The sequence below is a fragment of the Acidimicrobiales bacterium genome (assembly GCA_036491125.1).
Lineage (GTDB): Bacteria > Actinomycetota > Acidimicrobiia > Acidimicrobiales > AC-9 > AC-9.
Genome location: DASXCO010000076.1, coordinates 1 through 25,299, shown reverse-complemented (window position 1 = coordinate 25,299; position 25,299 = coordinate 1). Strand labels below are relative to the sequence as shown.

Annotated in this window: 23 protein-coding genes and 1 tRNA gene; 13 read left to right on the top strand and 11 right to left on the bottom strand. The window is 70.5% G+C overall.

Features of this window, described 5'->3' with window-relative positions:
- A partial coding sequence (locus VGF64_06545; protein HEY1634398.1) for a response regulator transcription factor occupies window positions 1–384 on the top strand: 384 nt, incomplete at its 5' end.
- A gap of 18 nt (window positions 385–402) precedes the next feature.
- Here the strand turns inward: VGF64_06545 and VGF64_06540 are convergent.
- Window positions 403–885, bottom strand: a complete 483-nt coding sequence (locus VGF64_06540) for a hypothetical protein (protein HEY1634397.1) — start codon at window positions 883–885, stop codon at window positions 403–405.
- Window positions 886–979: 94 nt separating this feature from the next.
- On the opposite strand from VGF64_06540, the gene VGF64_06535 reads away from it, so the two are divergent.
- Both VGF64_06535 and VGF64_06530 read left to right on the top strand, forming a co-directional pair.
- Window positions 980–1,945 carry a TIGR03621 family F420-dependent LLM class oxidoreductase gene (locus VGF64_06535; GenBank protein ID HEY1634396.1) on the top strand — a complete coding sequence of 322 codons (966 nt, stop codon included), beginning with the start codon at window positions 980–982 and terminating at the stop codon, window positions 1,943–1,945.
- 52 nt (window positions 1,946–1,997) lie between these two features.
- Window positions 1,998–3,137, top strand: a complete 1,140-nt coding sequence (locus tag VGF64_06530; GenBank protein ID HEY1634395.1) for a serine hydrolase domain-containing protein — start codon at window positions 1,998–2,000, stop codon at window positions 3,135–3,137.
- Window positions 3,138–3,155: 18 nt separating this feature from the next.
- Here the strand turns inward: VGF64_06530 and VGF64_06525 are convergent, their stop codons facing one another.
- Window positions 3,156–3,737, bottom strand: coding sequence for a GNAT family N-acetyltransferase (locus VGF64_06525; protein ID HEY1634394.1), 582 nt, complete (start codon window positions 3,735–3,737; stop codon window positions 3,156–3,158).
- Between the two features lie 211 nt (window positions 3,738–3,948).
- Entirely contained in the window at window positions 3,949–5,370 is a 1,422-nt protein-coding gene (glnA, locus tag VGF64_06520) for a type I glutamate--ammonia ligase (protein HEY1634393.1), read from the bottom strand.
- Window positions 5,371–5,587: 217 nt separating this feature from the next.
- Between glnA and VGF64_06515 the strand changes: the two genes are divergently transcribed.
- A complete protein-coding gene (locus VGF64_06515; protein HEY1634392.1) occupies window positions 5,588–6,922 on the top strand; it encodes a glutamine synthetase family protein in 1,335 nt (444 codons plus the stop codon).
- Window positions 6,923–6,938: 16 nt separating this feature from the next.
- The gene (locus tag VGF64_06510) at window positions 6,939–7,619 is read left to right on the top strand and encodes a response regulator transcription factor (GenBank protein ID HEY1634391.1); all 681 of its coding nucleotides are present in this window, start codon (window positions 6,939–6,941) and stop codon (window positions 7,617–7,619) included.
- 20 nt (window positions 7,620–7,639) lie between these two features.
- On the opposite strand, the gene VGF64_06505 is transcribed toward VGF64_06510, so the two are convergent.
- The 3 genes from VGF64_06505 to VGF64_06495 are packed head-to-tail and all read right to left on the bottom strand — an operon-like array spanning window position 7,640 to window position 10,420.
- Window positions 7,640–9,235 (bottom strand): 2Fe-2S iron-sulfur cluster-binding protein, encoded by a 1,596-nt coding sequence (locus VGF64_06505; protein ID HEY1634390.1) that lies wholly within the window; start codon window positions 9,233–9,235, stop codon window positions 7,640–7,642.
- 36 nt (window positions 9,236–9,271) lie between these two features.
- A complete protein-coding gene (gene erpA, locus VGF64_06500) occupies window positions 9,272–9,625 on the bottom strand; it encodes an iron-sulfur cluster insertion protein ErpA (GenBank protein ID HEY1634389.1) in 354 nt (117 codons plus the stop codon).
- 39 nt (window positions 9,626–9,664) lie between these two features.
- Entirely contained in the window at window positions 9,665–10,420 is a 756-nt protein-coding gene (locus tag VGF64_06495; protein ID HEY1634388.1) for a helix-turn-helix domain-containing protein, read from the bottom strand.
- A gap of 39 nt (window positions 10,421–10,459) precedes the next feature.
- Here VGF64_06495 and VGF64_06490 point away from each other — a divergent pair, with 39 nt between their 5' ends.
- Window positions 10,460–11,635: an Mrp/NBP35 family ATP-binding protein gene (locus VGF64_06490; GenBank protein ID HEY1634387.1), complete on the top strand. Its 1,176-nt coding sequence runs from the start codon at window positions 10,460–10,462 to the stop codon at window positions 11,633–11,635.
- Window positions 11,636–11,668: 33 nt separating this feature from the next.
- Here the strand turns inward: VGF64_06490 and VGF64_06485 are convergent, their stop codons facing one another.
- Window positions 11,669–13,408, bottom strand: a complete 1,740-nt coding sequence (locus tag VGF64_06485) for an ATP-binding protein (GenBank protein ID HEY1634386.1) — start codon at window positions 13,406–13,408, stop codon at window positions 11,669–11,671.
- Between the two features lie 102 nt (window positions 13,409–13,510).
- Here VGF64_06485 and VGF64_06480 point away from each other — a divergent pair, with 102 nt between their 5' ends.
- Window positions 13,511–14,944 (top strand): serine protease, encoded by a 1,434-nt coding sequence (locus VGF64_06480; protein ID HEY1634385.1) that lies wholly within the window; start codon window positions 13,511–13,513, stop codon window positions 14,942–14,944.
- A gap of 21 nt (window positions 14,945–14,965) precedes the next feature.
- On the opposite strand, the gene VGF64_06475 is transcribed toward VGF64_06480, so the two are convergent.
- Window positions 14,966–17,155, bottom strand: coding sequence for a transglycosylase domain-containing protein (locus VGF64_06475; GenBank protein ID HEY1634384.1), 2,190 nt, complete (start codon window positions 17,153–17,155; stop codon window positions 14,966–14,968).
- 64 nt (window positions 17,156–17,219) lie between these two features.
- On the opposite strand from VGF64_06475, the gene selA reads away from it, so the two are divergent.
- Both selA and selB read left to right on the top strand, forming a co-directional pair.
- Window positions 17,220–18,485 carry an L-seryl-tRNA(Sec) selenium transferase gene (gene selA / locus VGF64_06470; protein ID HEY1634383.1) on the top strand — a complete coding sequence of 422 codons (1,266 nt, stop codon included), beginning with the start codon at window positions 17,220–17,222 and terminating at the stop codon, window positions 18,483–18,485.
- Window positions 18,485–20,233 (top strand): selenocysteine-specific translation elongation factor, encoded by a 1,749-nt coding sequence (gene selB, locus VGF64_06465; protein ID HEY1634382.1) that lies wholly within the window; start codon window positions 18,485–18,487, stop codon window positions 20,231–20,233. The genes selA and selB overlap by 1 nt, the downstream gene beginning before the upstream one ends.
- Window positions 20,234–20,305: 72 nt before the next feature.
- Here selB and VGF64_06460 read toward each other — a convergent pair whose 3' ends face one another.
- A complete protein-coding gene (locus tag VGF64_06460) occupies window positions 20,306–21,193 on the bottom strand; it encodes an alpha/beta hydrolase (GenBank protein ID HEY1634381.1) in 888 nt (295 codons plus the stop codon).
- A 172-nt stretch (window positions 21,194–21,365) separates the two neighbouring features.
- Complete coding sequence (locus tag VGF64_06455; GenBank protein HEY1634380.1) at window positions 21,366–21,629, bottom strand: WhiB family transcriptional regulator; 264 nt, start codon at window positions 21,627–21,629, stop codon at window positions 21,366–21,368.
- A gap of 125 nt (window positions 21,630–21,754) precedes the next feature.
- On the opposite strand from VGF64_06455, the gene VGF64_06450 reads away from it, so the two are divergent.
- Window positions 21,755–22,870: an ArsA-related P-loop ATPase gene (locus VGF64_06450; protein HEY1634379.1), complete on the top strand. Its 1,116-nt coding sequence runs from the start codon at window positions 21,755–21,757 to the stop codon at window positions 22,868–22,870.
- Window positions 22,867–23,991, top strand: coding sequence for an ArsA family ATPase (locus VGF64_06445; protein HEY1634378.1), 1,125 nt, complete (start codon window positions 22,867–22,869; stop codon window positions 23,989–23,991). The genes VGF64_06450 and VGF64_06445 overlap by 4 nt, the downstream gene beginning before the upstream one ends.
- Window positions 23,992–24,001: 10 nt before the next feature.
- On the opposite strand, the gene VGF64_06440 is transcribed toward VGF64_06445, so the two are convergent.
- The gene (locus VGF64_06440; protein ID HEY1634377.1) at window positions 24,002–24,352 is read right to left on the bottom strand and encodes an STAS domain-containing protein; all 351 of its coding nucleotides are present in this window, start codon (window positions 24,350–24,352) and stop codon (window positions 24,002–24,004) included.
- A gap of 103 nt (window positions 24,353–24,455) precedes the next feature.
- On the opposite strand from VGF64_06440, the gene VGF64_06435 reads away from it, so the two are divergent.
- Window positions 24,456–24,893, top strand: a complete 438-nt coding sequence (locus VGF64_06435) for a response regulator (protein HEY1634376.1) — start codon at window positions 24,456–24,458, stop codon at window positions 24,891–24,893.
- Between the two features lie 96 nt (window positions 24,894–24,989).
- Window positions 24,990–25,067: transfer RNA gene (locus tag VGF64_06430), tRNA-Pro, on the top strand.
- The last annotated feature ends 232 nt before the right edge of the window (window positions 25,068–25,299 follow it).

Below are 25,299 nucleotides of genomic sequence, written 5' to 3'. Positions count from 1 at the left end.
CGTCGCATGTTCGAGGCTCTCCGGGCAGGATCCGCTGGTTACCTGCTGAAGTCGCTGGGAGCGGTCGAGCTGGTCCATCACCTCGAGCGCGCGCGCGACGGGCAGGTGGTGATCGATCCGACCCTCGCTTCCCGGCTGGCCCTTGCCATGGGCCGCTCCAGGGATCTGGGCGGCTGGCCCGGTGCCCGACTGGGCCTCAGTCAGCGTGAGAGCGATGTACTCGCCCTCCTGGTGGACGGCCTGGCCAACCGCGAGATCGCTGAGCGCCTCTTCGTCGGTCAGGAGACGGTGAAGACCCACCTCCACTCGCTGTACCGCAAGCTCGAAGTGCGCGACCGGGCGGGCGCAGTGGGCCTGGCTCTTCGCGACGGCATCTTCAACTGATCCCTGCCTGCCCCGTCATCAGTACGTGTACGTGCTGGTGGCCGCGCAGATGAGAACGTTGGGTGGAACGGGGGTGCACCCGGGCGAGGGCAGGAATGACGATCCCGCTGGTGCGGTGATGGTGTCGATGTAGCTCCCCTGGTAGCTCACCCCCGGCGCCGGTAGAACTGTCGCGCTGTCATGGCCGATGAGTGACGTGCACGACGTACAGGAGGCCGAGCTCGTCGAGAGCGGCACCGACAGGCTGATCAACGGGATCGGGGTCACCAACTCGATGCTCGTCGTGGCGTGCTGGGCGAGCAGGCCACTGCACACCGAGGTTCCGACCGTTGTGAGCGTACTGGCGCCCGTCGGTGCGATCGTGTCGGTGGCCGAGCACGTATAGACGAGCGGCAGGGGCGGAAGCGACGCCGCGCTCGCGGCCTCGACCCCCGGGAGCAGGACGCTTCCTCCGAGCGCCCCAAGAACGAGAACGGCCAACGCCCCAGCCCGCAGCTTCATCTCTCCTCCTGGTGTTCGGGGTGGGGAACTGTAGGGCCCGCCGAGGTCGCTGCGCCAAGTCGCGAGCGGGCGACATCGGTAGCATGCCGTTGCGGTGCCCCACCCGTTCCGCTTCGGCCTCCATTTCTGGGACCTGCCCATCGAGAGTTGGGTCGACCGGGTCCTGACCTACGAGCGGCTCGGCTTCTCGCACATCACCCTCACCGATCATCTGGTCGTGCCCCAGTGGGAGCCCGTCGCCGCACTGGGGGCCATCGCCGCGGTCACCGAGCGGATACGGGTCGGGACCCTGGTGCTCGACACGGCGTTGCGGGACCCAGTGCTCACCGCCAAGTCGGCGGCGACCCTCGATCGCATGTCGGGCGGCCGGTTCGAGCTCGGGCTCGGCGCCGGGTACGTCGCCGCCAACTTCGCCGCCGCCGGCCGGCCCTTCGAGCCGGCGGCCGACCGGGTGGCGAGGCTGGCTGAGGCGGTGTCGCTCGTGCGACGGCTGTGGAGCGAGCCGTCGACCACCATGCACGGTCGCTTCTACCGCGTGACGGACTCTCCGATGGTGGCCCGCGCTCCAGTCCGGCCTCGCCTCCTCATCGGCGGCGGTGGGCGGGCCGTCATGCACCTCGGCGGGCGCGTCGCCGACGCTGTCTCGATGATCCCTCGCCAGAGCTCGGGTACCTGGTCAGTGATCGACTCGCTGCCCGACTCGACGATGGCGCGGATGGCACAGAAGGCGGCGTGGGTGCGGGAGGGAGCCGAGACAGAGGGGCGGGATCCTGACGCCATCGAGCTCAACACGATGGTGCCGACCGTCATCGTCGGCGATGACGGCGCCGCCGCGATCGCCAAGGAGGCAGAGACCTCGGGGATCACCCGAAGCGAGATGGACGGGTCGACCCTCTACCTCTGCGGTACCGGGCCCGAGCTGCGGGACCAGCTCCGTCACTGGCGAGATCGGACCGGCATCTCCTACATCTCGCTGTTCGACCCCGGCGAGGAGCAGATCGCCTACCTGGCTGAGCACGTGGTGGCCCCGCTCACTGCGGAATCGCGCATCGACCGATGAGCTGGAACGACAGGGCCAGTCGCAACCATTCGACGATCTTGGAGGAGCGCGCGTGACACAGAAAGAGCGCAACGGCGTGTGGCAGGTACAGGATGCGCAGGTCGCGTCGGGCAGGATCCCCGGGTACGTGGGCGCGGTCCGCATCGGCGCCCAGGTGGAGATCAGGGCCGGCGGCAGGATGGCTGTCGAGCCGGAGAGCGCGCCGATGCGCGACGACACGCTGTTCCGCATCGCCTCGCTCACCAAGCCGATCGGCGGCACCCTCACGCTCAGCCTCGTGGCCGACGGTGCGCTCGACCTCGATGACCCGATCGCACGTTGGTTGCCGGAGGCGGCGAGCCCGCGCGTCCTCGTGTCCCCCGACGCCCCGCTTCATGCCACCACCGAGGTGGCCCGACCCGTCACGGTCAGGCACCTGCTGACTTGCACCTCCGGCTGGGGAGTGGGGATAGCCGAGACCCCGGTGCGGAGCGCCATGCTGGAGCGGGGCGTCCACCCAGGTCCGCTGACGCCGTCCATGTCCGGAGACGAGTTCGTGGCCACGGTCGCCGACCTGCCGCTCGCCTTCCAGCCGGGGGAGGGATGGCTGTACGACACTGGCATCGACCTCCTCGGGGTACTGCTTTCCCGCGCCGCCGAGAAGCCGCTGTCGGAGCTGGTCGCCGAGCGCATCACGGGACCGCTCGGCATGGCGTCCACGACCTTCTGGACGAGTGGCGTCGACCGGCTGGCCACGGCCTACCTGCCGGGGCCCGAGGGGCTCGACGTCCTGGACCCGCCGGACGGCCTCTTTGCCCGCCCGCCGAGCTTCGAGAAGCTGAGCTCGGGCCTGTTGTCCTCTGCCGGGGACGTCCTGGCCTTCTTCTGCGCGATGGCCGACGGCGGCGGTCCCGTGCTGAGCGCCGAGTCGGTCGCCCTGATGACAGCCGACGCCCTCACCGATGAGCAGCGCCGGCAAGCGGCGCCCATCGTCGGAGAAGGGGGGTCATGGGGCCTGGGGACGGGGGTGGATGCGGAGGCCGTCCACCCGTGGATGGCGCCCGGTCGTTGGGGCTGGACCGGTGGGACGGGGACGACGGCGCACGTGGACCCGGTACGCGGCACCGTCGCCGTCCTCTTGACCCAGCGGGCGATGACGAGCCCGCTCGACGGCTTCACCGACTTCTGGACGGCGGTGGCCGAGGCGGCGTGATCCGATCGCGAAGAAGGCTCATCCACGCAACAACGAGCGGCTGCCCTCAGCCAATGCAGACGGGTCGCGCCAGACGTACCGCAGCCCGGATGGCGATCCGTTGAGCCGGTCCGGAACCCCTCCTGGGGCTGGCACGGGAGCCCGCTCCACGCATCTGCCTCCGCACGCGTCGTAGAACGCCTGAGCATCCACGTTCTGTTCGAGGACCCAGAGGTACAACCCCTCGCTGTCCGATCGCTCGGCGACGGCGGCGGCGGTCAGCGCCAAGAGGCGAGATCCGAGCCCACGTCGCTTGTGTCCGTGGATGACGTGGAGATTGTCGAGGAGCGCACCCCACGTGGCGTCGAAGTGGAAGATCGTGTGAGCGAAGCCAATCAATGCATCGTCGTGCTCGGCGAGGATCGTGCAGGCACCCGAATCGTGCTGGTCGAACCGGTCGCTCCACAGGGCGAGGCGATCACTCGCGACGTCGCCGTCGAGGAAGGCGTCGGAGTAGGCGCCCCGATAATGTCGGCTCCAGCTGTCGGCGTGAAGGGCGGCGATTCGCTCGGTGTCCGCATTCTGGGCGAGACGGAACTGCAAGCGATCGAGGCAAGCCAAGCCGGTTCCTCCTCATTGGTCCTGGCGTTGCATCGGGCCAGGACCCTCGGCCACTCGGGATGAGTGAACGCACGGTAGCGACGACGAGCCTCACCGTCGACGGATTAATCGCTACGGCGTCGTGACCACGAGTACGGCGACCATGAAGAAGACCGAAGGTGCGTCGAGGGAGTCGGCTTGTTGGCCGCCGCCTCCTACACCGGCGCGGATCTTAGATGTCGTAGTAGAGCATGAACTCCCAGGGATGGGGGCGGAGGCGGATCTCATCGAGCTCGCGCGTCCGCTTGTACTCGATCCACGTCTCGACCAGGTCAGGGGTGAAGACGCCACCGACCTGGAGGAACTTCTGATCGGACTCGAGCGCATCGAGGGCGGCCTCGAGAGAGCCGGGAACCTGGGGAACGAGGGCCAGCTCCTCCGGGGGAAGGTCGTAGAGGTCCTTGTCCACCGGGTCGGGGGGCTCGATGCGGTTCTGCACACCGTCGAGGCCGGCCATGAGCATGGCGGAGAACGCCAGGTACGGGTTGCAGGACGGGTCGGGGCACCGGAACTCCACCCGCTTGGCCTTCGGGCTCTTGGAGTAGAGCGGGATCCGACAGCAGGCCGAGCGGTTGCGCTGGGAGTAGACGAGGTTGACGGGCGCCTCGTAGCCGGGCACCAGACGCTTGTACGAGTTGGTCGTCGGGGCGGCGAAGGCCAGGATGGCCGGGGCGTGCTTGAGGAGCCCGCCGATGTACCAGCGCCCTTCGTCGGAGAGCCCGGCGTAGCCGGTCTCGTCGTAGAACATCGGCTCGCCGCCCTTCCACAGCGACTGGTGTGTGTGCATCCCTGAACCGTTGTCCTGGAAGAGGGGCTTGGGCATGAATGTCGCCGTGTACCCGGCGTCCCGGGCGACCGACTTCACGATGTACTTGTAGTTCATGAGCTTGTCGGCCATCGACAGCAGCGTGTCGAAACGCATGTCGATCTCCGCCTGGCCGGCCGTGCCCACCTCGTGGTGATGGACCTCGATGTCGATCCCCATGCGCTCCATGGTGAGGATCATCTCCGAGCGCAGGTCTTGGAAGTGGTCCATCGGCGGAACGGGGAAGTACCCCTCCTTGTAGCGGGGCTTGAACCCGAGGTTGGGTCCCTCGTCCTTGCCGGAGTTCCAGATGCCCTCGATCGAGTCCACCGCGTAGAACGCCGACCGCTGGTCCTGCTCGAAGCGGACGTCGTTGAAGACGAAGAACTCGGCCTCCGGACCGAAGTACGCGGTGTCGGCGATCCCCGTCGAGATCAGGTAGTCCTCCGCCTTCTTGGCCACGTACCTCGGGTCGCGCGTGTAGCTCTCCCCGGTCACCGGATCCTTGACGAAGCAGTTGATATTGAGTGTCCGGTGCTGGCGGAACGGGTCCACGACCGCCGTGTTGGAGTCGGGCACGAGGATCATGTCCGACTCCTGGATCTCCTGGAATCCCCGGATCGAGGAGCCGTCGAAGCCGTAGCCCTCCTCGAAGCCGTCGTCCGTCAGCTGGGTGACGGGCACGGAGAAATGCTGGGTCAGCCCCGGCAGATCGCAGAACCGGAAGTCCACGATCTCGATCTCCTCGTCCTGGGCGAGGCGCAGCACCTCGGCCGGTGTCCGATCCACTGGCCCTCCTGTGTCATTCGGGCCGGCCCTGCAGGCCGGCTATGGCTCGACGTCAACCGCTGGCGGGAACAGAGAAAGCTTTGTCACCTGGCATTTCCCACCTGTTACCCCAGTGTGAACATGCTGTGAACCGGGCGTCCAGGGCGTCTGGCGCCTGCGAGACTAGTGCGCGTCGGTCGAGGAGAGCCCCGTCGGGGCACCCATCCGGAGGACAGCGATGCAGAGCCAAGAGGAATACGTGCTGAGGATGGTCGAGGAGCGGGGCGTCCGCTTCGTCCAGCTCTGGTTCACCGACGTACTGGGGACGCCCAAGAGCTTCAGCATCACCCCCGCCGAGCTGGAGAACGCCCTCGAGGAGGGCATGACCTTCGACGGCTCCGCGATCGACGGCTTCAGCCGGATCCAGGAGAGCGACGTGCTGGCCCGGCCCGATCCCAAGACGTTCCAGATCCTGCCCTGGCGAACCGAGGAAGGCGCCGTGGCCCGGGTCTTCTGCGACATCTCGAACCTGGACGGCTCTCCCTTCGAGGGCTGCCCCCGCCACGTGCTGCGGCGCTCGCTCGGGCGGGCCCGGGAGCGGGGCTTCTCCTTCTACGCCGCCCCCGAGCTGGAGTACTTCTACTTCGCCGATGCTGACCCGTCCCATCCGCCCCGTCCCCTCGACAGGGGCTCGTACTTCGAGCTCACCGTCGCGGACCTGGCGGGCGACCTGCGCAAGCGCACCGTGCTGACGCTCGAGGACATGGGCGTCCCGGTCGAGTACGCCCAGCACGAGGACGCCCCCAGCCAGCACGAGATCGACCTTCGCTACACCGACGCCATGACGATGGCCGACACGGTCATGACCGTTCGCCTCGTGGTCAAGGAGATCGCCCAGGAGCGCTCCGTGCACGCGAGCTTCATGCCCAAGCCGTTGGCCGGTGTGCAGGGATCGGGCATGCACACCCACTTCTCGCTCTTCGAGGGCGACATCAACGCCTTCCACGACCCGGGCGACGAGCACGGCCTGTCCAAGGTGGCCAAGGGGTTCATCGCCGGGTTGCTGCGGCATGCGTCGGAGATCACCGCCGTGACCAACCAGTGGGTCAACTCCTACAAGCGCCTGGTACGCGGCTACGAGGCCCCGGTCTATCTCTCGTGGGCCCGCAACAACCGATCGGCGCTGGTGCGGGTACCGGTGATCAAGCGGGGCAAAGTCGACTCCACCCGGATCGAGTACCGGGCACCCGATCCCGCCTGCAATCCGTACCTGGCGTTCGCGGTCGTCCTGGCCGCCGGCCTCAAGGGCATCGAGGAGGGGTACCAGCTGCCCCCGGAGGCCGCCACCAACCTCTACGCCATGACACCCGAGGAGCTGGCGTCCGAGAGCATCCGTCCCCTGCCGGCGAGCCTGGCCGACGCCATCGCCACCATGGAAGGCTCGGAGCTCGTCGCCGAGACCCTGGGTGAGCACGTGTTCGAATGGTTCATCCGCAACAAGCGCGCCGAGTGGGTCGACTACAAGACCCAGGTGAGCCAGTTCGAGCTCGACCGCTACCTGCCCCAGCTGTAAGACACCAAGGAACCCAGTGGAGCCCCTCCTCCTTTTCCCGGACCCCGCTCCGATCAATCTGATCCAGGCTCTCGAGCTGGCCGGCTACCGGTGGCACGCGGCGACCATGGCCGAGCAGGCCTCGGCCAGGGAGCCGGTCGAGGGATGGGCTGGTGCCGTGGTGTCGGTGGACGAGGAGGCCGAAGCCGGCTTCGCATTGTGCCGGGCGCTCCGCAAGCGGGAGCCGCCGCTCGAACCCATCCTGGTCCTGATCGACGCCCACCAGGTGGGCAGCCTCCCATCGAGAGAGGACATCTTCGACGACTTCTGCGTGACGCCGTTTCGTCCCACCGAGCTCGCCGCGCGTCTCGAGCATCTCCTCGTACGCACAGGACGCGGGGGCCGACCCGAGCTGGTCGAGCACGGGCCACTCGCGCTCAACCTGGAGACCTACCAGGCGGCTGTCGAGGGTCGACCGCTCGATCTCACCTACATGGAGTACGAGCTGCTGCGGTTCCTCGCCACCCACCCCGGCAAGGTCTTCACCAGGGAGATCCTGCTCAGCCGGGTGTGGGGCTATGAGTACTTCGGAGGGGCCCGCACCGTGGATGTCCACGTTCGGCGCCTTCGGGCCAAGCTGGGCGAGGAGCACGCCAATCTCATCCAGACCGTGCGCTCCGTGGGCTACCGCTTCGGACAGCCCCGCTGGTCGCTCTGACCGCGATCGGCCCGTGCCGCTCAGCCTCGGCGGTCGGGCCCGCCGGTGGGCCAGTCCTGGGTCAGCCCGGCATCCAACCACGCCGCTGCGGCCACGGCGGCGAAGACAGCGTCTGAGCCATTGACGGGAGACCGTTCGCTGTGAACGATCTCGACGTGGACCGCCGGCGTCTCCCGCGCCGGCAGGATGCCGAACGACCGGATCGTGAGATCACACGGCTCACCCTCCTCGTCGACGGCGAGGCCTTCGGACCGCACCCAGGAAAGGGCCATGTGGGCGGCGCCGGTGCAGTAGGAGCGCAGCACCACGTCGTCGAGGGGCAGCCCGCACGACACCCGGACCCCGACGGCACCGTCAGCTGCGATCGACGCCTCGGCCGTCGCCCCCGACCCCAGCTCCACCCGCATCTCCGACCCCCGCTCGAGCCCACTGTCATCTCGTAGGCCAGAGAGCACGGCCAGGAGCACGGCCGTCTCCACCCATCCGGCGCCGCGAATGGCGGCCGAGGTCGGGGGTCCGGCGACATCCACCTCCTCGACGATGATCCCCGGGGCCACCGAATGGACGGCGTCGGCGACGCCGGGGGTCCGGACCACGCGCATCACCCCGGTGCCGTCCAACCCGACACCGGCCGCCACGGGAGGCCGCTTGGGGCCGAGCCGCACCGTGTCCTCGCGGGAGAGCAGGACCCGCACGGGGCGGCCGTGCTCGTCGGCCAGCCGGCGGGCGACGTCGGGGGCTGGCGACGCCAGCTTGGCGCCGAAGGCGCCACCGTTGGCCAGAGGTGTGGCCGGCTCGCCTCCCGGGCGACACCACGAGGCGTCGGTCTCGAGGTAGGCAGGCTCCACCCATGTCGTGCGCAGGGTCTGCCGCCACGGGCCGGGCGGCACCTCGAGCGGGTATTGCAGCTCGATCGTGCTGCGCCGCCCCTGGACCTTGCCGGCCGCAGCCCGAGCCTCCCTCAGGGTCTCGGCGACGGCCCACCCGCCAGCGCCATCCGGCACGGCGACCAGCGCGTCGGGAGGCGCGGTGTCGTCGGCGAAGCCACCCTGGCCGAGCGGTACGGACGGCCCCACGGTCTGGAGCGCCCCGCCCTCGAGCGCGGCCCGGCGGGCGGCGGCGGTGAGGTCCCGACCCGCCGCGGCGCGCGTCGTGCCGGTCTGGCAGCTCCCAGCCAGCCGGGCGGCGTCGACGATCGTTCGCCACCCCGTGCACCGACAGAGGTGGGCGGCCAACGCGCGCTCGACGGCCGACTCCTCGACAGACCCGTCGCCTCGCTCCTGGAGGGCCGCCAGCCGCATGACGATCCCCGGCGTGCAGAACCCGCACTGGCTGGCCCCCGTGGCGGAGAACGCATCGGCCCAGCTCTCCAGGCGGTCCGGGTCGAGACCTTCGAGCGTGGTCACCGAGCGGCCGGCCACCCGTCGCGCCGGCGTCACACAGGCGACGCGGGGCGCCCCGTCGATCCACACCGTGCAGCACCCGCATTGGCCCTGGGGACTGCAGCCGTCCTTTGCCGAGCGCAGACCCAGCCGGTCCCGCAGGACCTCGAGCAGGGAGGACCCATCGTCGGGGACCTCGACCGGTTGACCGTCAACGACGAGGCTGACGGACATCGCTACTGATGCGACAGCGACCCCGAGCGCCGCAGATCAGCTGAAGGACGAACCACACCCGCAGGTGCGGGTCGCATTCGGGTTCGTGATATGAAAGCCCGCTCCCTGAAGGCCGTCCTTGTAGTCGAGGGTGGCGCCGGCGAGCTGCTCGGCGCTGGCGGGGTCGACGACCACCTTGACCGCGCCGAAGCTGCGGACGATGTCGTCACTCTCCAGCTCGGAGTCGAAGAACATCTCGTAGCTGAAGCCCGAGCAGCCACCCGGTCGAACGGCCACCCGTAGGGCGAGCTCGGCGTTGCCCTCCTGGGCCAGGAGGTCCGCCACCTTCGTCGTCGCCTGGTCGGTCAGCATGATGGGGCTGGGCCGCCGGCCGATGTTCACTGACGTCATGCTCACGGATCGTGCCTCCTCGGACTCTCGGTCAAAAGGTTACCGGACGACGAGCTCTACCCGGCAGGGATCCCGATCGGCCAGGGTGGCGAAATTGGCGACCGCCGCCCCGCCCATCCGCTCGACGATGCCCTCCACGATGCCCCGGTGCAGGCAGCACACGAGCTCCGGATGCGCCTCCGCCAGCTCCTGGTACGGACAGCGGGTGAATGCCACCGTCGTCCGGGACTCGGCGCACTTGGTGGTCGGGTCGAAGCCCAGCTCCGCCAGCTCGCCCACGAGGGCGGCGACGCACGGGCTGTCCTCCGACACGCCGGTGGCCCCCAGCTCGCCGTCGGCCCCGCCGAGACTCTCCGCCTCGTGGCGGCCCCACGACCGGCCCACCTCGGCGACGTCGTCGTCCCGGGCGCCGAGCACGGCCGCCAGCTGGGCCAGCAAGTCGGCGAGCAGCGGGTACGCCGGTGGTTCGAGGCCGAGGGATGGGGCGTCGGGGTTGAGCACGTACCGGTGCTGGGGTCGACCCACGCTTCCCTGGCTGGCCGACTCGACCTCGAGCAGGCCGACCTCTCGCAGCCGCTCGAGATGAGGTCGGACGGTATTGGGGTGGAGGTCGAGGAGCTCGGCGATATCGGACGTGGACAGCGGCACCGACGACGAGACGACCTCGCTGTAGATGGCGTAGCGCGTGCGGTCCCCCAGAGCCCTGAACACCGCCAGCCGGGCCCCTGGCGCCTTCGGCCCCCCGGGCGGCGCCGCCTCCCCTGCTGCCGCCGGCCGTGCCGCTATCTTCGCCACGTGGCGAATACTACTGCTCGAGACCGGTAGAATTCACGCGTGACCGCCAAGGCCGCCTCTCCCCCGCCCCACGAGGCTGTCGTGGACGCCTTGCGCGGCGTCATCGACCCCGAGCTGGGAGACAACGTCGTGGACCTCGGCATGGTCCGGGGCGTGGAGGTCGCCGAGGGTGGCGCCGTCGACGTCGACCTGGCCCTCACCATCGCCGGCTGCCCCCTGCGTACCCAGCTGCGCAGTGACGTCGAGACCAGGGTCGGTGGGCTCCCCGGGGTGGCCTCGGTGCAGGTCCGCATGGCCGAGATGACCGGCGAGGAGCGCAGCCGCGTGATGTCGCGGGCCAGATGGAAGGCGCGGGAGCAGGCCGCCGATACCGCGATCCCCCCCGGGGCCCGGGTCGTGGCCGTGGCGTCCGGCAAGGGCGGGGTCGGCAAGTCGTCGGTCACCGTGAATCTCGCCGCCGCCCTGGCGGCCCGGGGCCTCACCGTGGGTTTGCTCGACGCCGACATCTGGGGCTTCTCGATCCCCCGCATGCTCGGCATCGAAGGACGGATCGAGGCCGAGGGGACGACCGAGGAATGGTCGATGATCCCCATCACCAAGCCTGTCGGCTCGGGGGAGCTGAAGGTGGTGTCGATGGGCTTTCTCGCCGAAGGCGAGGACGAGGCGATCATGTGGCGAGGCCTGCTGCTCAACCGGGCCCTTCAACACTTCATCGAGAACGTCCGCTGGGGCGAGCTGGACTATCTCCTCGTCGACATGCCGCCGGGCACCGGCGACATCCAGATGGGTCTCGCGCGGATGCTGCCGCGCACCGAGCTCATCATCGTGACGACGCCGGCCCTCGCCGCGGCCAAGGTGGCCACCCGGGCCGCCGACATGGCCCGCAAGGGCTACCTGCGCGTGGCGGGCGTGATCGAGAACATGACGGCCTTCGTGTGCGAGCACGGCCAGGCCTACCCGCTGTTCGGGGCGGGCGGGGGCCAGCGGGTGGCGGAGGAGATCGGCGCTCCCCTCATCGGCGCCGTGCCTCTCGATCCGGCGGTGGCGGCCGGAGGCGACACCGGGCACCCGGTGGCGCTCGATGGCGAGGGACCGACCGCAGAGGCGTTCGCCACCATCGCCGGTCGCATCGTCGACGAGATCCTCCCGTTGGTCGAGATGTCGGGCTGCACCGCCCGGATGCTGGACAGGGTCGAGGCCGCGCTCGACGGCTGAGCTCGCCGGCCAGCTCTCCGGCCGATCGGTCGGTCAGCTGTCGATCGACCCCGAGTGATGGGGCACGGGGAGGGTCACCGCGAAGCAGGCACCACCCTCTGGCGCCGGCTCGTACCAGACTCGGCCGCCCATGGCCTCGACCAGGCCTCGCACCAGGGAGAGACCGAGGCCGGTCCCCCGCGCCCGATCCCGCTCTCGCAGAGCCAGGATCTGGAGCCGGCTGAAGAGCCTGGGGACCATCAGCGGAGCGACTCCGCCGCCATGGTCCACCACCACCAGCTCGACCTCGGCGCCGTCGGCCCGACGGAGCTCGACGCCGACCGGCGGGGCCCCGTGGACCAGGGCGTTCTCCACCAGGTTGGCCACGACCTGCTCCAGTCGCCGCGGGTCGGCCAGCACGGCCGTGCCCGTCGGCACCTTCACCTCGACGGAGGGGCTTGGTTCGTTCGAGAGCAGGTCCACCGAATGCAGGGCAACCTCGACCACCCGGGCCAGATCGACGGGTCGGGGGGCGAGGAGCAGCGAGCTGGCCTCCAGCCGGCTCACGTCGTAGAGGTCGTCGGCCAGTCGGGCGATGCGCTCGGCGTGGCGGCGAATGGACTCGCCCGTGCGCTGGATGTGGTCGGGCCCGAGCTCGCGGCCGTGGGCCTCGAGGGTGGAGCCCAGACCCAGGATCGTGCTGAGCGGGGTCCGCAGGTCGTGGGTGACGAGGGCGAGGAACTCGTTCTTCTCCGCCTCCAGATCGTGCGCAGTGGTGGTGTCCCGCACCACCCCCTGGAAGCCCACGAGCTCGGCGTCGTGATAGCGGGGCATGGTGCGCACCTCGAGAACCCGTCGGACGCCATCGGCACGCACGATCGTGAGCTCGAGCACCTCGGCACCTTCGAGCGGCTCGGTGATGAGGGCGTCGAGCTCCGAGTTGGTGTCCAGAGGAACGACGATGTCGGTGAGCGGCGTGCCCACCAACCCGTCGGTCGGGCGACCGAGGATGATCCCGAGGGCGGGATTGGCGTACTGGATTCGACCCTCGAGATCGACCTCCCAGATGCCGCTGAAGGAGTGCTCGACGACATTCTCGTAGCGGGCCCGGCTCTCCTTCTGCTCCTCGACCACGGCGGCCCAGTAGCCCTGGGCCAGCGCGTCGGTCAGCCGGTCCATGGCCGGCAGGACACGCGTCAGCAACAGTGACAGGGCCAGGCCCCAGTGCCGGCCCCGCTCCTCTGCCAGCTCGACCGCGGTCTGGACAACGAGGTCGCGTGAGATGCGCAGCACGACGAGCAGCTGCGGGAGCGGCGAGCCGGCCCAAGCGGCGCTCGCTCCGACCTCCTGGAGGTCGCCGACGAGCGCCTCGTCGACCTCGGCGCCCTGGCCGGTGACAGCCAGGATCGCCTCGAACCGAGCCCGGGCCTGATCGATGAAGCGCGCCTGCTCGGACAGCGACCAGCCCCGGGACTCGGGGAACACGGTGGAGAAGATCTCGAACGCCCTCCTGGCCATCTCCTCGGAACGTCCGTCGAGGGCATCGAGCAGGGTCTGGGGATCGACGCTGTCCAGCGCGGCATCGAGGATGTTGCCCGATCCGTTGTCGGCGTTGCGGGCCAGGAAGGCCTTGAGATCGACCAGGGCGAACTCGGGCCCGCTGCTCCCGGCGCCGAGCGCGGCCAGGTACCCCTTGTCGACCAATGCCTCGACCGACTGGGCCGGGAGGTCGAGATATTCAGCGGCCTTGGCGAGCGAGACCGGCCGCCGGCTTCCCGTGTCTCGGTCTGGCATGACCCAGTTCTAGTTCGACGCGGGCTGAGAATCACCTACCGAATCGCTACGGCGTCAGACAGCGTTCATCGTGGCGCCCGCCGCGAGCTACCCTCTTGCCCGATGGGGAGCAGCAAGCTCGACCCGGATGACGCCGGGTCGGGGGCAGGGGAGCTGAGGGACGGCACCAGACGCGTCCGATCGGCCCAAGGCTGGAGGTCCGCCGGGCCGCCCGCCGAGCGGCGCGCCGCCCGGGACGGGGCGACATCGCAACGCGCCGCCCGGGACGGGCCGCCATCGCGACGCGCCGCCCGGGACGGGGCGCCATCGCGACGCGACGCAACTTCGACGAGGAGCACGCTCCCGCCGCCGCCTCCACCGCCCCGCCGGATGACGGGCAACGGGCGTCGGGCCGCAAGTGCGCCGCCGTTCGATGTCGAAGCGGCCGACAAGGTGGCCAATCCGACCGACGAGGTCAGATCGGTCGGACCGACCAAAGCGGTCAAACGCGTCAAGGAGCCCGACGCGATCGCCGGCCGGAGCGCAGGCGCCAGACGCGGTCCTGCCGGCGACGCGGCCGGGGCGGCGGCCGGCGCCGCGGTTGCCGGGTCAGCGGTTGGCGGGTCAGCGGGCGCCGGGACGACTCCGGCAGCGGCGACCGCGCCGCTCACGTGGCGGCATCGGCTCCTTCCCAAGACCATGCGGGGGATGGTCTCGCTGATCGTGGCCGCCTCGGTGGGGGCCGCCCTCAGTGGCACGATCCTCTACGCCTACTACCAGTACCGCCTCAACCAGACCAACCAGCGGGTCGGCTCCTTCGTCGACGGGTTCGACCAGCGCTTCAAGACCGCCGTGGGCACCATCCAGGCCGACCAGTCGAACGCCCAAGCGGCGATCCAGCGCTCTCTCGGTCCCGTTCAGAGCGTGCAGTCGCAGGGCGCCACCGTCGCCAACCTGCTGAAGAAGACACAGGCCGCGGTCTGGTTCGTCCACACCGTGGACGCCAACGGACAGCCCTCCGTGGGGTCGGCCTTCGCGGTGTCGTCGGGCAACGGCAAGACGCTGTTGGTGACGTCCTACAACACGGTCCAGGCGGCGACGCACCAGCCGGCGCCTCAGATCTACGTGCGCAAGGGCGACACGGACACCCCGGCGACGCTGTGGTCGTGGCAGCCGGCCAAGGACCTGGCCCTGCTCACGCTCAACCGGGACAACGAGAAGACCGTGAACTTCGCCAGCGGCGACGCGCCGATGAAGGTCGGCGACCGCGTCTACGCCGTCTCCGGCCTGGGAGCAGCCGGTGGCTCGATCACCAGCGGAAGCGTGGCCGATGCCTCGTCCAACGTGCTCCAGAGCGACGCCGCGGTCGGCACCTCCTTCCAGGGAGGCCCGCTGATCAACGGTCAGGGCGACGTCGTGGGCGTCGCGTCGCGCACCTACAGCCCGCTCGGCTTCACCTCGGACGGGGTCTACTTCGGGGTGCCCATCCAGTCCGCCTGTGAACAGGTCCTGAGCTGCCCCGGCGGATCTCCTCCGTCGGCGGGGCCCAAGTCCTGACAGCTCGACCGCGGCGCGCGCCTACCGCCTCGGCAGCAGACCGGTGGTCGTCGTGGTGCCGCCAGGTGGCGGTGCCGTCGTCGTCGTGGTCGTCGTCGACGATGGGGGCGCCGTGGTCGTGGTCGGCTCCTGGGCCTGCGGCGTGGTGGGCTGCAAGATGTACGGGCCCCCCTGCCCGGTCTGGTCCGGGGTCTGCTGCGCCCCCTGCGAGACGCCTGGGGGCGGAGGCGCGACGAGCGGCGGCGGCTGGCTGAAGTCGGTGACCGGCACCCCCTGGAGCGCCTGGATCATGAAGTCGTGCCAGGCCTGGGCGGGGATGGTGCCCCCGTAGACCTCGCCGACGCCCTTGACCCCAGTCAGCGGCTTGGACTCGGAGTCGAAGTTGCCCATCCAGACGGCGGTGGACAGCGTCGGGGTGTAGCCCACGAACCAGGCGTCGTGGAATCCCTCGGTGGTGCCCGTCTTACCCGCGGCCGGACGCCCCAGGTCGGCGTTGGGGTTGCCGGTGCCCTGCGAGATCACGCCCTTCAGGATGTCGGTCACGTTGTCGGCCACCGGCCGGCTGATGACCTGCTCGCCATTGGGATGCGAGTTGTCCAGCAGCACCTTGCCGCTCGAGTCGGTCACCTTGATGACGGGCGACGGCTCGATCCTGAGGCCGTGGTTGTCGAAGGTGGCGTAGGCCGAGGCCATGTCGAGCGGCGAGACGCCGATCACGCCCAGGGTGTAGGAGAGGCCGTACTGCTGGGGGTTGTAGATGGCGCTGGTGACGCCCATGCGCTTGGCCATCTCGGCCACGTCGTGCACGCCGGTGTCCCGGATGATCTGGGCATAGACCGTGTTGATGGACGCCCAGGTGGCGCTGGCGATGGTGGCCGGAGCACCCCCCTGCCCCTCGGCGTTGTGGATCGTGCAGCCCGGACCGGCGCAGTTCGGCACCTGGTACACGTCGGGAGCCGGATAGGTACGGCTGGGAAGGAATCCCTTGGAGAGGGCGGTGGCGAGGGTGAAGACCTTGAAGGCCGAGCCCGGCTGGCGGCCGGCCCCGCCGCCGGTCACGGTCCCCCCATCCCAGCAGGATGGGGTGACGTCTTCATGGATGGTGGGCGGCGGCCGGTCCGGGCAGCCGCCGAGGGCCAGGTTGACTTGGGATGCGCCGTAGTCGCGCCCGCCCACGATGGCCTTGACATAGCCGGTGGTCGGCTCGACCGACACCAGCGACATGTCGAGGGGGGGCGCGGTGCCGTTCAGCTTGTTGGCCACGGTGGCCTCGGCTGCGCTCTGGACCGCCGGGTCGAGGGTCGTCTGGACCTGGAGTCCGCCGTGGAAGACCTCCTCCGGTCCCAGCTTCGCCAGGAGGTAGCGGCGCACGTAGTCCTCGAAGTACGGATAGGCGATCTGTTGCTGCTGTGGTGGGAAGAAGACGGTGGCCGGCACCCCGAGCTTGGCCTGGGCGGCCGGGGTCACGTGCTGGGCGAGCGCCGCGGCGTAGTCCTCGGGCGTCAGGAAGTGCTGGTCGCGCATCAGGCCGAGGACCGTCACCCGTCGCTGTTCGGCCAGCTCCGGGTTGACCAGCGGGTCGTAGTAACTGGGGGCGGGGATGAGCCCCGTCAGCATGGCCGCCTCCGACGCGTTCAACTGGCTCACGGGTTTGCGAAAATACGCCTCCGACGCAGCGCCGACGCCGTAGGCCCCCTCACCGAAGTAGATGGTCGAGAGGTAACGAAAGAGGATCTCGTGCTTCGGTAGCTGCCGGCTGACCTGGGCCGCCAGGACGGCCTCCTGCAGCTTGCGCACGATCGTTCGCTGGCCGGTGGTGTACGCGTTCTTGACGTACTGCTGGGTGATGGTCGACCCGCCCTGGACCGTGCCCCTGATGTTGGCCAACGCGGCCCGCATGGTCGAGGTCAGAGAGAGTGCGCCCTCGTCGTAGAAGCTGCGATCCTCGGACGCGATCACGGCGTGGTCGAGCACGGCGGGGATGTCCTGCTCGGCGACGGGGATGTTCTGACCGAAGGCGTGGAGCTGCCCGAACTCGTGACCGCTCGCATCGAGGAGGTGGCTGACCACGGACGCGGACGGCTTGGCCGGAGGCAGGGCCGCGGGAAGGGGCAGATAGAGGAACGAGGCGAGGACCGTGCCGCCCACAGCGAACGGCACGACCACCCCAGAGAGCCCCAACACGGCCAGCGGACGAAGCAGCCGTCTCATTTGTGGCCCCTATGGTGGCACGGCGGCAGGGCCCCGCGAACAGCCCGCCGGTAGGCTCTCGAGAGTGAGGCCTCCCTCCGTGGACTCGCTGGCCAGGAGCCTCGCCGACACCGGCCTGCCGCATCCGCTGCTCGTCGACGCGGCCCGGGAAGCCATCGCCGCCGGCGATCCCGGCTCAGCCGCCGCCCGAGCAGACTCCGTCTCGCGCAGCCTGCTGGGCCCGGTGATCAACGCCACCGGCGTGCTGCTGCACACCAACCTCGGCCGGGCGCCGCTCGGGCCTACGGCCGAGTCGCACGCCATCCGGGGCGTCAACCTCGAGCTCGACCTGGAGACGGGCCGCCGCGGATCGCGCCAGTCGCACACGGCGGCGCTGCTGGCGCGCGCGACCAGCTGCGAGGCGGCCCTCGTAGTCAACAACGGCGCCGCCGCGGTCCTGCTCGTGCTGACCGCCCTCGCCCGGGACCACCCGGTCGTCGTCAGCCGGGGCGAGCTGGTGGAGATCGGAGGCGGCTTTCGCATCCCCGAGGTGATGGCCGCCTCGGGTGCCAACCTGGTCGAGGTCGGCACCACCAACCGCACTCGCCGGTCCGACTACGCGGCCACCCTGGCGGAGGACCCGGCTCTGTTGTTGAAGGTGCACCAGTCGAACTACCGCGTCGTCGGGTTCACCCAGTCCGCCTCGGTCGCCGAGCTGGTCAGTCTCGGGCCTCCGGTCGTCGTCGACATCGGCTCCGGGCTCCTCGACGAGCGGACACCGTGGCTGCCGGCCGGGCCCCCGCCGTGGCTGGCCGGGGAGCCGGCCGCCCGCCAGACCCTCGAAGCCGGCGCCGCCCTGGTGACCTTCTCGGGGGACAAGCTTCTGGGCGGGCCGCAGGCGGGTGTGGTCGCCGGGCGGGCCGACCTGGTGGCCATGTGCGCCCGTCATCCCCTCGCCCGGGCGCTGCGCCCGGGGGGCCTGGTGCTCGGCGCGCTCCAGGAGACGCTCCTCGCATACCTGCGCCGGGATGCGGCCGCGATTCCGTTCTGGCGGATGGCCACCACGGAGGTGACCGAGCTGCGCCAGCGGGCGGCGAGCATGGGCGCGGGCGATCCGGTCGAGTGCTCGTCGGTCGCAGGGGGGGGATCGCTGCCGGGCCTGGACATCCCGTCGGCCGGCGTCGCCCTCGATGGGGACCACACCGCCGCGCTCCGGGCCCACAACCCACCGGTGATCGCAAGGGTCACCGATGATCGAACGGTGGCCGACCTCCGCACCGTCGACCCCGCCGACGATCCCATCCTGGCCAAGGCGCTCGCCGGGGCGACGAAGCCGCCAGCGGCGGGATAGTGCACGTTCTCGCCACCGCCGGCCACGTCGACCACGGAAAGTCAACCCTCGTCGAGGCCCTCACCGGCACCGACCCCGACCGGCTGGCGGAGGAGCGCGCGCGCGGGCTCACGATCGATCTGGGCTTCGCCTGGACGAGCCTGCCGTCGGGTGCCGAGCTGGCGTTCGTGGACGTCCCCGGCCACGTCCGGTTCATCAAGAACATGCTCGCGGGAGTGGGCGCGGTCGACGCCTGCCTGTTCGTCGTGGCCGCCACCGAGGGCTGGAAGCCCCAGTCGGAGGAGCACCTGCGCATCCTGGAGCTGCTGGGCGTGCACCGGGGGCTGGTTGCGCTCACGAAGGTCGCCGGCCTCGACGACGAGTGGCGCCAGCTGGCCAGCCTGGACGTGGCTGACCACGTGGCCGGCACGTTCCTGGCCGACGCCGAGGTCGTGGAGGTCGACGCGCCCGGCGGGCTGGGAGTCGACGCGCTCCGTCACGCCCTCGACCGTCTCCTGGTCTCCACGCCCACCGCTGTCGACCGCGGCCGTCCCCGCCTGTGGGTCGACCGCTCCTTCTCGGCCCGGGGCTCGGGCACGGTCGTCACCGGCACCTTGACCGGAGGGTCCCTCGAGGTGGGCGAGGAGCTGCTCGTCGTCGGTCCCAACGTCCGGAGGCCGCACAAGGTGCGGGTGAGGGCGCTGCAGAGCCACAACGAGAGCCAGGCGTCGACGGACCCCGGGCGGCGGGTGGCCGTCAACCTGAGCGGCATCGCCCACGAACGACCCTCCCGCGGGGACGCCCTGGTCCGACCGGAGCAGTGGTTCCTGGCCCGCAGGCTCGACTGCGCCCTCGGGGTGCTGGCGACCGTCGATCACGAGGTCAGCCGCCGGGGCGCCTACCAGGCATACGTGGGCTCCGGCGAGCATGCCGTCAGCCTCCGGGTGCTCGGCGCCCAGAGCCTGACGCCCGGCACCGAGGGCCACGTCCGGCTCCATCTCCCGGTGCCCCTTCCGCTCCTTCCTGGCGACCGCTACGTGCTGCGGGAGAGCGGGCGATCCGAGACGGTCGGCGGCGGGGAGATCCTCGACGTGGACCCCGTGGTGCCGGCGGCGAAGGCCTCCCCCAGCCGGTCGATCGGGCGCGTGCTGGCCGAGCGGGGGTGGGTCGAGACCGACGCCCTCGAACGCCTTACCGGCGAGCGCCGCCCCCCCGACGTCGCCGGTCGGTGGGTCGTGGACCCAGCCGCCCTGGCCGAGGTGACCGAGTCGGTAGGCGCGGCCGTCGCCGGCGCCGGACCACTCGGTCTCGACCTGGCGACGCTCGACGAGCGGCACCGGGCCGTCGCCGCCACCCTGGACGGGGTGGTCGTCGAGGGCGGCTGGGCCCGTCCGGCGGCGAGCGGAGACGCCCACGAGCGGCTCGCCGGGCACCCGTTCCTGGTCGCCCTGCGCGCCGAGCCCTTCAGCCCTCCGGACCACGAGGGCCGGATCGAGCGGGTGGAGCTGCGGGAGATGGTCCGCCTCGGGCTGGTCGTCGAGCGCGACGGATGCTTCTTCGCGGCCGAGGCGGTGGACGGGGCGGCCCGGGTGGTGGCGGACCTGCTCCGGACCCACCCCGAGGGCGTCACCGTGGCCTCGATCCGCGACCGCCTGGGGACGACCCGCAAGTTCCTGCTCCCCCTCCTGGCCCACCTCGACGCGAACGGGGTGACGCGGCGGCGGGGTGACCTGCGGGTGGCCGGACCGCGCGTGCCCACCTTGGGGTAGGTGCTCGTCGCCGTCGGGGCGAAAGTGGGCGCGGCGCGCCGGCGCGCGACGCCCACTTCCGCCAAGTCTTGATCAGGCGGGACGCGGGAGCCGACCGGCCGCCCGTTCGGCCGCAACGAAGGCGGCGGCGACGGTCTCTGCGAAGGCGTCGGGATTGGTCAGCGGCCACGAGTGGTTGCCGTCGACGATCTCGCCCCGCGAGCCGAGCGCCGCGCACAACCCTTCGAAGGACGCCCGCGGGACGATGCGGTCGTCCGTACCCCAGATGACGGTGACGGGTAGGCCCCGGCGCCTGAGCTCGGTCAGTTCGGGCGTCAGGTCGCACCCCTGCACCAGACGGGCTACGCGCCACAGCGCCAGCGGGTTGCCCAGGACGTTGGGCAGCACATCCTCGAGGATCGACCTCAGGTGGCGCGACGACAGCCTGGGCAGCACGTCGAGCGGCACGCGCAAGCCCCACTCCCACAGCGGGCGCTCCGACAGGGTCCGGGCCCGGTTACCCAGGACGCGCCAGCCAGGGTGTCCGATGGCGTCCACCAGCACGAGCGAGGAGACCCGATCCGGATGGTCGTGGGCCAGCTTGATGGCCACCCCTCCGCCGAACGAATGGCCGACCAAGGCGACCGGCTCGTTCACCGCCACCGCGGCGAACCAGGCCTCCAGCCACTCGGCGTAGCCGGCGAAGGAGACGGGCCCTCCGGGCAGATCGGCGGTCCCACCGAAGCCCGGAAGAGCGGGGGCGTAGACCCGGTACCCGAGGTTGACGATCCGCTTGAGGGCCCGCTTGTAGGCGTGCTGCCCCAGCGCCCACCCGTGCAGGAAGACCACGGGTCGCCCCCTGCCGGCGACGCCGTAGCAGGCGGGCCGGCCGGAGACCGTGGTGCGCTCCCAGTCGAGGTGACCCGGCCGGTCGGTCTCCGGCTCGGTCCCGGTTGGCAGACCAACTGGCTCGCTCGCCATCGCCAGCAAGGGTACCCAGGGCAGTCTCACGACCGGCGCCATCGTGACGGCAACCAGGCGCCGGGCGACCGCGTACGACCGGGCCACGGCACGAGGGCCAATCATGGCGATCGACGCGCTACAGGTCACGAGGGCCGAGGACAGTCAGGCGAGTGGTGACGCCGCCTGAGCCCTATCCGGCCCTCCCGGCCAGCATGCTCTTGCGCTCCACCTCGTTCAGGCCGCCCCAGATCCCATGGGGCTCCCGGATGCGGAGGGCGTAATCCAGGCAATCTCTCCGAACGGTGCAGGTCGCGCAGATGGCCTTGGCGCGGGCCTCACGGACATTGCGCTCGTCCTTGCGCTCGAAGTGCGAAGGCGGGAAGAAGACCGCTGCCTGCGGTCCCCGACAGGCTGCTCGAACCTGCCACGCCTCCTCTACTCGTTGAACGCTCACGGCTCCCCCTCTCTGCAACTTTTGACCCTACCCCTGGCGCGCCGTCCCAACAAGGGTCTTCTTGCGAGAAAAGCCACTGACCAGGCAGTTTGGCCCCGCCGAGCGAAGGCTAGTGTGCCAATTGCATGGATATTGCCGGCTTTTACACTCAGAGCTCCGTCATTATCGTCGCCGGCAAGGGCGGAGTCGGGAAGACGACGGTGAGCGCCGCCATGGCCCGCACGGCGGCCCGCACCGGCCTGTCGGTCCTGATCGTGGAGCTGGAGGGCAAGAGCGGCCTCACCTCGGCGCTCGGTCATCCCGAGCTGCTGACCTACGACGAGGCCGTGCTGAGCCCTGACGGCGCCGAGGCTCCCGACGGTGGGCGGATGGCCGAGATCAGGGCCAGGACCCTCACCCCGGACGACGCCCTGCTCGAGTACCTCGTCGACCACGGCCTGCGGCGGGTCTCGAAACGCCTGGTCAACTCGGGTGCGCTGGACGTGGTGGCGACCGCCGTTCCGGGCATTCGGGACATTCTGGTCCTGGGCAAGGTCAAGCAGCTCGAGCGGGCCCGGGAGGCCGATCTCATCGTCGTGGATGCCCCCGCCGCCGGCCACGCCATCACCTTCCTCACCAGCGCCCAGGGCCTGCTGGACTCGGCCCGTGGGGGTCCGATCCGCACCCAGGCGGCGGACGTCGTCGAGCTGCTGTCCGACGGGTCCCGCTGCCAGGTGGTGCTGGTGACCCTCGCGGAAGAGACTCCGGTCAACGAGACGGTGGAGACCGCCTTCAAGCTGGAGGACCGGGTGGGCACCAGCCTGGGCCCGGTGATCGTCAACGGCATCTACCCCCACCTCGATCACCTGGAGGTCGACCCGGTCCAGGCCGCCGCTCTCGCCGGCGTCGCGCTGGGGCCAGGGGAAGCTGAGGCGCTGGGGGCGGCGGCGGAGTTCCGCCGGAGGCGGGAGGAGGTGCAGGCAGAGCAGGTGAGGCGGCTGGAGGAGGGCCTTCCGCTCCCGCAGCTGTGGCTGCCGAACCTGTTCACCACCGAGATCGGGTTGGGCGAGATCGACCAGCTGGCCGATGCGCTCGCCGCCGGCCTGGAGCGCCTGCCGGAGGTCATGGCCGGCCCGGGAGGCCGGCCCGGGAGCGCAGCCGGCCCGAGAGGCAGGCCCGGCAGCACAGCCGGCGCGGGCGGCCAGCCCGGGAGCACAGGCGGCCCGGGAGGCAGGCCCAAGAGCGCGGAGTCGGCCTCGTGAGCGATCTCGCCTCGCTCGTCGCCGGACGCAACATCATCGTGTGCTGTGGATCGGGCGGCGTGGGCAAGACGACGACGGCCGCGGCCATCGCCGTCGAGGGGGCCCGCCAAGGCCGGCGGACCTGCGTGGTGACCATCGACCCTGCCCGTCGACTGGCCGACGCGCTCGGCCTGCGCTCGCTCACGAACACCCCCGGACGAGTCGAGGGGAAGTGGCCGGGCGAGCTATGGGCGCTCATGCTGGACACCAAGGGCACCTTCGACGATCTCGTCGTCCGCTACGCCCACGATCCGCAGCAGGCTCACGGCATCCTCGACAACCGGCTCTACCGCAACCTCTCCGACGCCCTGTCCGGCACCCAGGAGTACATGGCCATGGAGAAGCTGTACGAGCTGCACGAGGAGGGCGGCTTCGATCTCATCGTGGTGGACACGCCACCGACTCGAAGCGCGCTCGACTTTCTGAGCGCGCCCCGTCGACTGACCCGGTTTCTCGACAACCGGATCTTTCGCATGCTGGTGCTGCCCACCCGCGCGTACCTACGCGCGGTCAGTGTCGCGACCCAGGCGTTCCTCCGGACCGTGGCGAAGGTGGTGGGAGCCGAGATGGTGAGCGACACCGTGGCCTTCTTTCAGGCCTTCGAGGGGATGGAACAGGGCTTTCGGAACCGCGCCAATGGCGTGCTGGAGCTCCTGTCGCAGCCCTCGACGGCCTTCGTGCTCGTCGCCTCGCCGCGACGCGACTCTGTCGACGAGGCCCTGTTCTTCGCCGAGCGCTTGGGCCGATCGCACATCGCCGTGCAGGGCCTGGTGGTCAACCGCCTGCATCCCCGCTTCGACGCCCGGCCAGACGGGTCGTCAGCGACCGAGGGTTCGGCGGCCGCTCCGGTCGATGCCAGCGCCACGGGGGACGGCCAAGCTCTGGCTGCCCTGGTCGCCAACCGCGACGAGCTGCGCGCCATGTCGGCGCGCGAGGAGGGTCACTACGCCGCCCTGGCCGCGGAGGTCGCCCCCGCCCCGGTGGCGCGGGTGCCGTTCCTGGCCGACGACGTCCACGACCTCGAGGGGCTGGCCGTGATCGCCGATCACCTGTTTGGACAGGGCGGGCCGGCGGCCGCCTGAGCCAGCGGGGTCAGGTCGGGGACGGCCCCGGCACCAGGGAGGCCGCCGCCTCTTCGACGGTCTCGGCGACGGTCACGATGCGGTCGAAGCCGGTGGTCCGCAGCAGGCGGGTCAACGTGGGCCGGCTGCAGCTGACGGCGACATCCCCGCCGAGCTCGCGCGCCCGCCGGATCCCGCCGATTAGGGCACCCAGACCGGCCGAGTCCACGAAAGGAACACCCGACATGTCGATCAGGAGGCGTGGGTTGGAGGCCAGCTGGGCCAGGGCCTGGCGAAACTGGCTGACCGTGAAGGCGTCCAGCTCACCGACCGGCCGACAGATGGTGTAGTCGTCAACCGAGTCGATCTGGATGTCGAGCACGGGGAGTCCTCCTTGTTACCGCTGCTGGCGTCCGCCTGACCTGGCCGGGACCTGCAAGGTTACGGGATGGTACCCAGGCGGGCCGGCGGATTACCCTTCGAATGTGCCGCACATCCTCATCGCCAGTGACTCCGCCTCCGTGCGAGAGGACGTGAGATCCGTCCTGAGCGCCCGCGACACCGTCGTCACCGAAGTGACGAAGGGTATCGCCGTCGGCCCTGCCATCCAGGCAAGCCCCCCGGACCTGGTCGTGCTCGACCTCCAGATCGGCAACATGGGTGGCATGGCGACCTGTCTGGATGTTCGCCTCGAGGAGTCGGCGGGTCGCCTGCCACACGTCGGCGTGCTGATGCTGCTCGACCGTCGGGCCGACGTGTTCCTCGCCCGCCGGGCGGCGGCCGACGGGTGGATCGTCAAGCCTCTCGACCCGCTCCGTCTGCGCCGAGCCATCAACGAGGTGCTGGCCGGGCGCAGCTACCACGATCCCTCGTATCGGCCGGTGCCGACGCTGGTGGCGGGCGCCGGGGACGGCGGCGACTGACGCTCCACACCGGCGCCACGTCGCCACGGTCGTCGTGCGGGCCTCGTCGGGTACGATCGGCAGGGCTCGAGCCATAGCTCGGCCGCATCGCAACAACGGGAAGTAGCGCAGCTTGGTTAGCGCGCAGCGTTCGGGACGCTGAGGTCGCGGGTTCAAATCCCGCCTTCCCGACCAGACCTCGACAGGAGCGCTCCGCCGCTCTCGTAGCCGGCGACTGGCCACCTCGAACCCGCCCGGTTTCGGGAGCATCGAATGGGTTCGAGCCTTACCAGCGCTCGCGGGTCACCGAAGTTCGTCCCCGGTGAGCGCTGCGCACGTCGCCAGCAGTCCTTCCTGCACCTCGAGGCTGCTCGCCGCTGGGTGCGTCTCGCGTGGACGTTGGTGATAGAAGTAGCGCCCCGTCACC

Excerpts from the sequence above, each read along its gene's own strand:
- VGF64_06540 (HEY1634397.1), bottom strand. The coding sequence starts at position 885 with ATGAAGCTGCGGGCTGGGGCGTTGGCCGTTCTCGTTCTTGGGGCGCTC.
- VGF64_06480 (HEY1634385.1), top strand. The coding sequence starts at position 13,511 with ATGGGGAGCAGCAAGCTCGACCCGGATGACGCCGGGTCGGGGGCAGGG.
- VGF64_06460 (HEY1634381.1), bottom strand. The coding sequence starts at position 21,193 with ATGGCGAGCGAGCCAGTTGGTCTGCCAACCGGGACCGAGCCGGAGACC.
- VGF64_06485 (HEY1634386.1), bottom strand. The coding sequence starts at position 13,408 with ATGCCAGACCGAGACACGGGAAGCCGGCGGCCGGTCTCGCTCGCCAAG.
- erpA (HEY1634389.1), bottom strand. The coding sequence starts at position 9,625 with ATGACGTCAGTGAACATCGGCCGGCGGCCCAGCCCCATCATGCTGACC.
- VGF64_06505 (HEY1634390.1), bottom strand. The coding sequence starts at position 9,235 with ATGTCCGTCAGCCTCGTCGTTGACGGTCAACCGGTCGAGGTCCCCGAC.
- VGF64_06515 (HEY1634392.1), top strand. The coding sequence starts at position 5,588 with ATGCAGAGCCAAGAGGAATACGTGCTGAGGATGGTCGAGGAGCGGGGC.
- VGF64_06450 (HEY1634379.1), top strand. The coding sequence starts at position 21,755 with ATGGATATTGCCGGCTTTTACACTCAGAGCTCCGTCATTATCGTCGCC.
- VGF64_06475 (HEY1634384.1), bottom strand. The coding sequence starts at position 17,155 with ATGAGACGGCTGCTTCGTCCGCTGGCCGTGTTGGGGCTCTCTGGGGTG.